This window comes from Thermococcus sp. 101 C5 (genome assembly GCF_009372125.1).
Classification (GTDB): domain Archaea; phylum Methanobacteriota_B; class Thermococci; order Thermococcales; family Thermococcaceae; genus Thermococcus_A; species Thermococcus_A bergensis.
This window is the reverse complement of record NZ_WHIZ01000020.1, coordinates 20,720-29,874: the sequence shown is the minus strand read 5'-3', so window position 1 is coordinate 29,874 and position 9,155 is coordinate 20,720. Positions and strand designations below refer to the sequence as shown.

Here is a 9,155-nt window from a genome sequence, read left to right as displayed (position 1 = left end):
TTGCCTGCGCGAAGTTTGATCAAGGTTCGTGGTTCCTTTTACCTTGCCCTTCTACTAGGGATTTTCATTCTAAAAAGTCCTCTAGGCTGGAATTTCACTACAGCAATAAAGAATTTGGCGATACTCCCCAACAGAATAAGAATATAAAAATGAGAAGAACGTGATCTGGAAATTCAAGAAGCTCCCAAAAGCACGTCCCTCCTTTGTCTCCGAGAATGGCTCATTTCCTTGAGCTTTACTCTTGCAATTCTTTCTATGTCTCTCAGCTTGGGGGACTCCCACGGAGCCACAAAGGTTACAGCTTTTCCTTTCTTGCCTTCCCTTCCGGTTCTGCCGATTCTGTGAACATACGCCTCAGGATTCTGGGGAACTGAATAGTTTACCACATGCGTTAAATCCTTAACATCTATCCCTCGGGCCGCAACGTCCGTTGCAACCAGGACTTTGGTCTTGCCCCTTCTAAAGCGCTCCAAAATCCTTTCCCTCCCCTTTTGAGGAATGTCGCCATTCAGAGCCTCCGCTTTGTATCCTTTAGCCCTAAGCTCGGCTGCAAGTTCTCTTGTCTCCTTTTTCGTCTGGCAGAACACGATTCCATAGAAGTTTTCGTCATCAAGAATCCTGCACAGAAGCTTGAACTTGTTCCTTGGATGCACTTCAAGATAGTACTGCTCAACCTGCTCGGGAGCAAGGCTTTTCTCTTGAATCCTTATGACCTCGTAGTCTTTTAAGTATCTCCTTGCCAGGCGAAGTATCTCCCGTGGAATGGTAGCAGAAAACATCAAAACTCTCTTTTCCTCGTTTGTATGCCTCAAAATCCTTTCAATGTCCTCTATAAACCCCATGTCCAGCATTCTGTCTGCCTCATCCAGTATGAAGTATTTCACACCATCAAGTGAAAGTGTGCCTCTCTCTATGTGGTCTATTACCCTTCCGGGAGTTCCAACGACTATGTGGACACCTTTCCTTAGGCTTTTAATTTGAGGGCCTATAGGCTGGCCTCCATAGACTGGGAGAACATAAATTCTCTTTTCTCCTCTCAGCGACCTTATTTCATCCGCAACTTGAATTGCAAGCTCTCTTGTTGGAGTTATCACGATCGCCTGCACATCCTTTATGTCTTCCTCTATGAGCTCTATTAAGGGAAGGGCAAATGCGGCTGTTTTACCGGTACCGGTTTGTGATTGCCCGATTATGTCTTTATTTCCTTCCAGAAGCCTTGGAATGACTTCCCGTTGAATGTCGGTTGGCCTTTTAAAGCCTTTTTTCCGTATAGCGTTTAAACTGCTTTCTGATAGTCCTAACTTTTCAAAACTCATGTTTACATCTCCTCAAGTTTACGTCCATTAGAGAACAGAACAGAGGATTATTGAATGATTTCTAACGTTCCGCGCTCTAACTGGATTTTTTCCTTTGCATTCTCTCTAACATTCACCACCTTATAAACGTTTGCAAAGGACAAAGTTCTTAACTCTTAAAGTGTTGAACAATAAAGGTGCTGAATGTGATTAAGGGATGGAAAGCTTTAGTGTTTCCGTTTTTGCTTGGAGGGCTACTAATAGTTATTGGCATGAGCTTTGGAGAAACCTATGAGCTGTACAAGCAGTGGGAGGATGAGATAGCGATAAAGCCCGGCCATGTGTTTATGGAAGAGTGGAAGCTTGCAAAAGGCGTTCTTTTTGAAGTAAATGCCACCGTAGAATGCGGCAACAGGAGCGTTGTCCTTTACGCTGTAGAGAAAGCCTCTGAAAGGGAGATTAATGAGAGAGGTTTATACTTACACTTCAAGACCTCAAAAGAGGGGATATATCAGATATACTACGACAACTCTCAAAGCTCTCTTTTGCCGGCCAAACTTCTCGTGGTTAGAAGGGTGTATCTAATCAAACGCTCCCAGTTTTCGGCATTGTTGATTGGTATTGGCAGTGCGCTCTTAATTGTTATCGGTCCGTTTTTTGCCCTCAGGAAAAGTACGGTTCTTCAAAAGAGATTTAAGAAAAAAGGTGATTAGATGAATTATAGGTGGTGAGCAAATGAGAAAGGTGTTGCCTATTTTATTTATAGGACTATTAGTTTTTGCAGTTGGATGCACTCAAACCTCTACCACGACTTCAACAACTACTCAAGAAGGAATCGACTTTAGCTCCTACAACAGGGGAGTGATAATCCAAAAATGGGCGGAGATATTCAGCACTGAAACAGTTTATGTAAGCGAGGGATATGAAGAGCTTGCAAAGCACTACTTCCCAAATGCTCAAATTAAGACTAAAAACGAGTTTGAAAGTGGTATAGCAATCTTATCTCCGGAAGATGCAAGGGAGCTCCTTAGAGGAAAGCCCATTGTCACAACCCCAAGGGAGTATTTTGGATATGTGGTCTACAAGTCTGGGATCAAATTCGTTGGTGAGGAAATAGGGGCTGTAATTGCATACAAAGAAAACGGTAAGGATAGGCTTATTTTCACAGGAAATGGAAAATCCGGAATTGGAGCGGCTTTGGAGTTTGCAAAAGAACTAAAAGAAGGAAGAACGTTGAACCCCTCCCTTGTTTTGAGAAGAGAGGACTTCGAAGGTATAGTTCTAAAGGTGATAGGAGATAACGACTGGGATGGAATAAAAGATGAAGACGAATACTGGGTTCTAAAGGAGGTATACGTGGAAGAACCATTCATTTACAGCTGGAGGGTTGTTAAAGGGGAGAACATAACCGTAAGTGGGGGCTTCATAAGACTTGTAAACGGCTCAAAAGTCCATATAAAAGCACTTGGATTCAACGTAAGCGTTAAGGTCAAGGATCCGAAAGGCGTTCAGATAACCTACGTAATTGAGAACATAAATCCCCAGTTCGTTGAGTATCCAAACGGGGCTAAGGTAGGAGAGACTTGGATAGAGGTTACCACGAGTGAAGACTTCTCCATAGCTCCCAGAGAAGTAAAGGACTTTAATTTTCTGGCATTTGGGGACAACAGACCCGGAAGCGGAACCAAACAGCCGGAGGCCTTCTTCAAGATAAGAGACCTCATGAACAAAGACAAAGGAGCTTTTATAATCAACACTGGAGATTTAGTTTACTCGGGAAAAGTCGAAGAGTGGGCAGAGCTGTTGAAGGAGTGGAAGTTCAACAAGCCCGTGTTTGTTGCTCCTGGAAATCACGAATACCGTGGAGAAGGCAAAAACGTCTACCATAAATTCTTTGGACCGACAGATTATTCCTTTGTTCTTGGCAAATATTACTTCATCTTTGCCAATAACGTTGAGAACAACTACAAGCTAACATCCGCTCAATGGACATGGCTTGAGAAAGAGCTTGAAAAAGCCAAAGCCCTAGGCAAAAGACCTGTTATAGTTATGCACACACCTCCAATAGATCCTAGACCTGAGGGAGACCATGCAATGAATCCAACAGATGCCAAAAAACTCTTAGAGCTCATGAAGGAATACAACGCCTTTGGAGTGTTTGGGCACATCCACATCTATTGGTACGGTGAAAAAGATGGCGTGGAGATTGTGATAACTGGCGGAGGAGGAGCACCACTATACGCAAAGCCCGAGGAGGGTGGCTTCTACCACTACGTAAGAATAAACGCCGGGGACACCATAACTGTAGAGCCCGTGAAGGTTGAGTGATTTTTTTCTTTTTTCTATATATTCTATATAGTCCACTGTATTCAGCTATATTCTATTGCGGCAAAGTATTTATATACATCATATTTAGCCCGCTCTGGTGATGAAAATGATCGAGCTGCTTAGTGATCCCTGGTTGTTCATCACAATTGCGGTTGGTCTTTTTATGGCATGGGCAATAGGTGCAAACGATGCCGCAAACTCAATGAGCACAGCCGTTGGAGCCGGAGCAATAACACCAAAGCAGGCAGTTATAATAGCGGGTGTGCTTGAATTCACAGGTGCTTACCTCTTCGGAAAAAGCGTTACCGAAACTGTTAGAAAAGGAATAATCGATGCGTCTCAAATAAGCGATCCAAATGTTATTGTTTATGGCTCTATTGCCGCCCTTCTTGCGGCCTCGCTATGGTTGCTGTTTGCGTCAAAGTTTGGATTGCCAGTGTCAACGACCCACTCCATTATAGGAGGTATAGTTGGTTATGGTATGGTATATGCCGGGACTTCAATAGTGAATTGGGGCGAGATGGCACAAGTAGTTGCCAGCTGGATACTCTCTCCGATATTTGGCGCAATAGTTGCATTCGTCGTCATAAAACTTGTCTCTAAAACCATACTCCAGCAAAAAGATCCGATAGAAAGTGCCAAAAAATGGGCGCCTGTGTGGATAGGACTCGCATTCGTCGTCATTGGTTCGATGTTTTACATAAAGGTCATGCACGGAAAGTCTCTCTTCATTGCAGTTAGCAGATACGGCCTTGCAGCAGGAGTTGGAGCGTTTTTGGTCAGCTTTGCACTTTTGAGAAAGAACGTCAAAGCAACCGATCCTTACTGGGGGGTTGAGGCAATATTTAGGAAGGTTCAAGTGCTAACCTCTGCCTACGTTGCCCTCTCTCACGGTGCAAATGACGTTGCAAATGCAGTCGGACCAGTTGCGGCGGTCTATGCAGTAGCAACCATGGGGTTAGCTGGAATGAAAGTTCCGGTGCCAAGATGGATTTTAGCGATGGGTGGTTTGGGAATAGCAGTGGGTGTGGCAACCTATGGTTACAAAGTTATGGAGACCGTTGGCAAGAGGATTACCGAGCTAACAAACACTAGAGGATTTAGCATAGACTTTTCCGCTGCAACAGTTGTTTTAATAGCCTCCTGGTTGGGCCTACCAATTTCCACAACACACACCGTTGTAGGAGCTGTTATAGGTGTGGGACTGGCAAGGGGAGTAAAAGCAATAAATAAAGACATCGTTAAGGACATAGTAATATCATGGTTTGTGACCGTGCCCGTAGCCGCTATCATTGCGGGCATTGTGTTTAAGATACTGATGATTGTGGGGTGAAAATAATGCAGGTCTGGACAAAATTATTCGCTAAAAGCCCGTTTAAGCCTTTGATAAAGCACGCTGAAGTTGTTTTAGAGGCTGTAGGAACTCTCGAAAAGGCTCTCGGGGCGTGGGATAGAGGAGAATATGAGAAAATGAGGGAATACGCGAGAAGAGTGGATGATCTCGAAGATTTTGCTGATAGAATCAAGGAAGAGATAAGGGACAGCCTTAGTTCAAAGCTGTTTATGCCCGTTAACAGGGGAGACATCTTAGGTTATCTTGAAATGCAAGATAAAATCGCCGATGCCGCAGAAAATACTGCAAAGTGGCTTTTAGTTAGAGACCCAAATAATATTCCTGAGGACATTAAGGATGAAGTGCGGACTTTAATAATGACCATGAGTCAGGAAAGCATCAAAGCGGCAAAACTCGTTTATGAGGCAATAGTACAGATGGACAGGGTTATAGAGAGCGGGTTCGGTGAGAAAGAAATCGAGAGGGAGTACGAAATAATCAAAGAAATAGAGAGCGTTGAGCACAAGATAGATGAGCTTGACACAAGGTTCATGGAGATAATTTTCAAGAATTCCGCCAAGATGGAGTGGGGATTGGGGATGTACCTCCTCAACATTGCAAAGACAATAAGCAATATATCTGACAAGGCAAAAGACGCAGCAGAGAGAATAAGACTCATGATGAACAAATGAAACCTTTCTAATTTCTATTTTCTGGATTTTTCCGCGCTTCTTGGAGAAAAGTAAGAAGAAAGAAACTTCAGATGGCTATCATGGTTGAAGTCATCTGTATTTCGGGCATTTTCCTTATTCTTTCTGTTATGAATTGGTCGAGATCTTTGAGAGTTTCGGTTTCGACCTTGACTATAAGGTCGTATTCTCCATAAACTACATATGCTTCCTTTACCTCCGGGTAGGTAAGAAGTTTCTCCATAACTTCCCTTTCCTTCCCAGCGGCCGTCACCATTAAAATAAACGCCGTCACCATAGCTTATCACCGATAATATTTGGTTTTCTAAGTATTTAAGGTTATCGTCATTAAATAGGAAAAACGACAATCAACGGAAAGTCGGCTACTCTGAGGATAACACATTCAGAACATCCTCTACAGTCCTGTACTCCTTTGGAACTCTAGGCATTATGGTCTTTTTTGAAGATGCTATTTCGCCGTCTTCTGCTTCTGCAACCGGCTCGAGGTTTGACCCAAACACAAAAATATGTTTGAAAAGGAGCATGTACACCACCAGATTTAAAATATCCCAGCAGTGTTAATTAACTAGGGAGAGCGATGGAATACTTGATAAGCCAAGAGGAACTTGAGAAGCTCAAGAAGTTTCTCATGGGAAGAGGAATCAGCCTCCGGGAGTTTTACTCTAAGGGGACAACTAGCTTAGTCTTTATTGGGCATGTAAATGGAAAAAAGGCCATCATAAAGCTTGAAAGAGCAGATTCGCCAAGAAAGAACTTCAAGAGGGAGGCAGAAATTCTGAAGTTTCTTGAGAGAGAAGAGATAACGCCACGTTTGGTGGATTATGGTGTCTTTGAGGGAAGGGAATTTCTTGTTAGAGAGTTTGCCGAAGGAGAGCCTCTGCTTTATGCAACCCCCCAAAAAAAGCATATACTTGAGATACTCGAAAAGACATACAAGCTCGACGTTCTGGGGGTTGACCACGGGCAGATACAGGGGGGAAAGCATATACTAATCGGTGATGCCGTCTGGATAATTGATTTTGAAAAAGCAGGCTTCAGAAAGCCGAAAAACGTAACTTCTGCCATGGCAATGATATTTCTCAACGACAACATTATCTCGAAGAGAGTTCGGGAGGAATTTCAGCTGGATCAGGACTTCTTGAACTCATTACGGGAAGCCCTGAGGGAATATAAGACGACGAAAAATATTGAAAAGCTCAGAGAGCTACTTTCTGCCCTTTAATCTGTCCCAAGCCAATATTAACAGAGGGATCACAAAAGCCGCAATGATGAGTCCTATTCTTGGATCGAGGAGGTATTCAAAGAGAAGGATTATAAAAACTGTTATGCCGATCATCAAGAACAAATCCCGGTCAAAAATTCTTGATTTAGCGAGGATGTTTATCTCTCTGGAGATATAGGCAAGGTAGAGGGGGATACCAAAAGCTGCGATTGCCACGCCAATGTAGCTTTTGGAGACTATTGAAACGACGAGACCAATTAGAAGTATTCCCAGCACGGTATATTCTTCTTTCATGGTACACACTTGGTGATTAACTTTAAATAATTTAGGGCACGAATTTATATTTAGGTGATAGCGTTATGAATAAGATCGAATGGAATGAAAACACCTTTTCTAAGTTTGCCTATCTGGGCGACCCGAGAATATCAAAGGACGGAAAGAAAATTGCATACGTGCTGACAAAGGCGAACTTAAAGGACAACAGATATGAAAACACTGTAGTGGTTGAGGAGCTCCAGGAAGGTGCGAGAAGGTTCATCGAAAACGCATCAATGCCCCGCTTCTCCCCAAGTGGAAAGAAAATAGCTATTGTAAGACCAAATGAAGAAAGGAAAACCTCCGAAGTCTGGGTTTACGACTTAAGCTCAATGAGCGGAAAGAAAGTCCTTGAAGCAAAGAACATCCTTGATGTGAGCTGGAATGAAGATGACAGGAGGATTTTGATAACCGGCTTCAAAAGAAGAGACGACGAGGATTTTGTCTTTGAAGACGATGTGCCAGTGTGGTTTGATGCACGGGGCTTTTTTGACGGTGAAAAGACAACATTTTGGATAGTTGATACTGAGAGTGAAGAAGTTCTTGAAGAGTTCGAGGCAGAGAGGTTCTCCTCCGCAATATGGCATGGAGATGCGGTAATCTACAACGTCCCCCACAGGATGGACGGGAAGCTTCAGTTCTTCAAATTCTATGACATCTATATTTACAAGGATGGAGAGAGTGAAAAGCTGTTTGAGGGGGTCTCTTACGCTGTTGTGGATTCTAACGGAAAGTTAGTTCTACTCTACGGAAAGCCAAAGAAAAACAAGAGAAGCGAGCACAACTTTCTCTACACCTGGGATGGCAAGGAGGTTAAGCCTCTGACGGAGCGGTTTGTTTATAACAACGGAGAGGGAAAACTCGATGAAAAGGGAAATCTATACTTTACCATGGCAAGAGAAGGAAAGGTAAGCCTCTACAAGCTCGAAGGAGAAACCTTAACCCCAATAGTTGAGGACAACTCATGGGTAATGGGCTTTGATGTAAGCGGAGACGGAAAAGTTGCCCTCCTTAAAGAGACAGACACAAGGTTAAGGGAGCTCTACCTCTGGGATGGAGAGCTGAGGCAGATAACTGACTATAACGGTCCAATATTTGCCAAGCTCAAGACGAGACCAATAAAACACTTCCGCTTCAAGAGCCTTGATTTAGAGCTCGACGGGTGGTACATCAAGCCGGACATTAAGGAAGGAGAGAAAGCTCCGGTAATTGTCTTCGTCCACGGCGGGCCCAAGGGAATGTACGGCTATTACTTCAAGTATGAGATGCAATTGATGGCTGACAAGGGCTATTACGTGGTCTTTGTTAACCCGAGAGGGAGCAACGGCTACGATGAGGATTTCGCCCTGAGGGTTCTCGAGAGAACGGGCTTGGAAGACTTCCAGGACATTCTCAATGGAGTGGAGGAGTTCTTCAAACTTGAGCCTCAAGCAGATAAAGAGAGGGTTGGAATAACCGGCATAAGTTACGGCGGCTTCATGACGAACTGGGCTTTAACGCAGAGTGACCTCTTCAAAGCGGGAATAAGTGAGAACGGCATAAGCTACTGGCTTACAAGCTATGCCTTCTCGGACATAGGATTGTGGTTCGACAAGGAGGTCATAGGTGACAATCCGCTTGAAAACGAGAACTACAAAAAGCTGAGTCCGCTATTTTATGCCCAAAATGTCAAAGCCCCGCTCTTGCTTATTCACTCCCTCGAAGATTACCGCTGTCCCCTTGACCAGAGCGTGATGTTCTACCACGTGCTTAAGGACTTGGGTAAGGAAGTGTACATTGCAATCTTTAAACGCGGTGCTCATGGGCACAGTTTGAGGGGAAGCCCAAGGCACAGGGCAAAGCGCTACAAGCTCTTCATGGAATTCTTCGAAAGAAAACTCAAGAAGTACGAAGAGGGCTTTGATGTCGAGAAAATACTAAAGGGCTGCGGGGACAAAAAAGAAAACTGAGTC

At 43.8% G+C, this 9,155-nt stretch carries 10 protein-coding genes; 6 read left to right on the top strand and 4 right to left on the bottom strand.

Features of this window, described 5'->3' with window-relative positions; translation table 11 throughout:
* Positions 1 to 173 precede the first annotated feature (173 nt).
* On the bottom strand, positions 174 to 1,316 hold the full coding sequence (locus GBV73_RS04560; RefSeq protein WP_152879632.1) for a DEAD/DEAH box helicase: 1,143 nt from the start codon (positions 1,314 to 1,316) through the stop codon (positions 174 to 176).
* 176 nt (positions 1,317 to 1,492) lie between these two features.
* Here GBV73_RS04560 and GBV73_RS04555 point away from each other — a divergent pair, with 176 nt between their 5' ends.
* The 4 genes from GBV73_RS04555 to GBV73_RS04540 all read left to right on the top strand — a co-directional run bounded on the left by GBV73_RS04555 (position 1,493) and on the right by GBV73_RS04540 (position 5,648).
* Positions 1,493 to 2,008, top strand: a complete 516-nt coding sequence (locus GBV73_RS04555; RefSeq protein ID WP_152879630.1) for a hypothetical protein — start codon at positions 1,493 to 1,495, stop codon at positions 2,006 to 2,008.
* A gap of 22 nt (positions 2,009 to 2,030) precedes the next feature.
* On the top strand, positions 2,031 to 3,623 hold the full coding sequence (locus GBV73_RS04550; protein ID WP_152879628.1) for a metallophosphoesterase: 1,593 nt from the start codon (positions 2,031 to 2,033) through the stop codon (positions 3,621 to 3,623).
* 106 nt (positions 3,624 to 3,729) lie between these two features.
* The gene (locus GBV73_RS04545; protein WP_371717010.1) at positions 3,730 to 4,956 is read left to right on the top strand and encodes an inorganic phosphate transporter; all 1,227 of its coding nucleotides are present in this window, start codon (positions 3,730 to 3,732) and stop codon (positions 4,954 to 4,956) included.
* A 5-nt stretch (positions 4,957 to 4,961) separates the two neighbouring features.
* Complete coding sequence (locus GBV73_RS04540) at positions 4,962 to 5,648, top strand: TIGR00153 family protein (RefSeq protein ID WP_152879626.1); 687 nt, start codon at positions 4,962 to 4,964, stop codon at positions 5,646 to 5,648.
* Positions 5,649 to 5,715: 67 nt separating this feature from the next.
* Here the strand turns inward: GBV73_RS04540 and GBV73_RS04535 are convergent, their stop codons facing one another.
* Together GBV73_RS04535 and GBV73_RS11140 are read right to left on the bottom strand one after the other, a co-directional pair.
* Entirely contained in the window at positions 5,716 to 5,943 is a 228-nt protein-coding gene (locus tag GBV73_RS04535; RefSeq protein WP_042698038.1) for an Lrp/AsnC family transcriptional regulator, read from the bottom strand.
* An 85-nt stretch (positions 5,944 to 6,028) separates the two neighbouring features.
* Positions 6,029 to 6,190 (bottom strand): hypothetical protein, encoded by a 162-nt coding sequence (locus GBV73_RS11140; RefSeq protein ID WP_172967198.1) that lies wholly within the window; start codon positions 6,188 to 6,190, stop codon positions 6,029 to 6,031.
* 53 nt (positions 6,191 to 6,243) lie between these two features.
* Between GBV73_RS11140 and GBV73_RS04530 the strand changes: the two genes are divergently transcribed.
* Positions 6,244 to 6,888 carry a serine/threonine protein kinase gene (locus GBV73_RS04530; protein WP_152879624.1) on the top strand — a complete coding sequence of 215 codons (645 nt, stop codon included), beginning with the start codon at positions 6,244 to 6,246 and terminating at the stop codon, positions 6,886 to 6,888.
* On the opposite strand, the gene GBV73_RS04525 is transcribed toward GBV73_RS04530, so the two are convergent.
* Positions 6,871 to 7,182, bottom strand: coding sequence for a hypothetical protein (locus GBV73_RS04525; protein ID WP_042698058.1), 312 nt, complete (start codon positions 7,180 to 7,182; stop codon positions 6,871 to 6,873). The two genes, GBV73_RS04530 and GBV73_RS04525, sit on opposite strands and share 18 nt — an antisense overlap.
* 65 nt (positions 7,183 to 7,247) lie before the next feature.
* On the opposite strand from GBV73_RS04525, the gene GBV73_RS04520 reads away from it, so the two are divergent.
* Positions 7,248 to 9,152 (top strand): S9 family peptidase, encoded by a 1,905-nt coding sequence (locus GBV73_RS04520; protein WP_152879622.1) that lies wholly within the window; start codon positions 7,248 to 7,250, stop codon positions 9,150 to 9,152.
* The last annotated feature ends 3 nt before the right edge of the window (positions 9,153 to 9,155 follow it).

Excerpts from the sequence above, each read along its gene's own strand:
- GBV73_RS04540 (WP_152879626.1), top strand. The coding sequence starts at position 4,962 with ATGCAGGTCTGGACAAAATTATTCGCTAAAAGCCCGTTTAAGCCTTTG.
- GBV73_RS04560 (WP_152879632.1), bottom strand. The coding sequence starts at position 1,316 with ATGAGTTTTGAAAAGTTAGGACTATCAGAAAGCAGTTTAAACGCTATA.
- GBV73_RS04530 (WP_152879624.1), top strand. The coding sequence starts at position 6,244 with ATGGAATACTTGATAAGCCAAGAGGAACTTGAGAAGCTCAAGAAGTTT.
- GBV73_RS11140 (WP_172967198.1), bottom strand. The coding sequence starts at position 6,190 with ATGCTCCTTTTCAAACATATTTTTGTGTTTGGGTCAAACCTCGAGCCG.
- GBV73_RS04520 (WP_152879622.1), top strand. The coding sequence starts at position 7,248 with ATGAATAAGATCGAATGGAATGAAAACACCTTTTCTAAGTTTGCCTAT.
- GBV73_RS04525 (WP_042698058.1), bottom strand. The coding sequence starts at position 7,182 with ATGAAAGAAGAATATACCGTGCTGGGAATACTTCTAATTGGTCTCGTC.
- GBV73_RS04550 (WP_152879628.1), top strand. The coding sequence starts at position 2,031 with ATGAGAAAGGTGTTGCCTATTTTATTTATAGGACTATTAGTTTTTGCA.
- GBV73_RS04545 (WP_371717010.1), top strand. The coding sequence starts at position 3,730 with ATGATCGAGCTGCTTAGTGATCCCTGGTTGTTCATCACAATTGCGGTT.
- GBV73_RS04535 (WP_042698038.1), bottom strand. The coding sequence starts at position 5,943 with ATGGTGACGGCGTTTATTTTAATGGTGACGGCCGCTGGGAAGGAAAGG.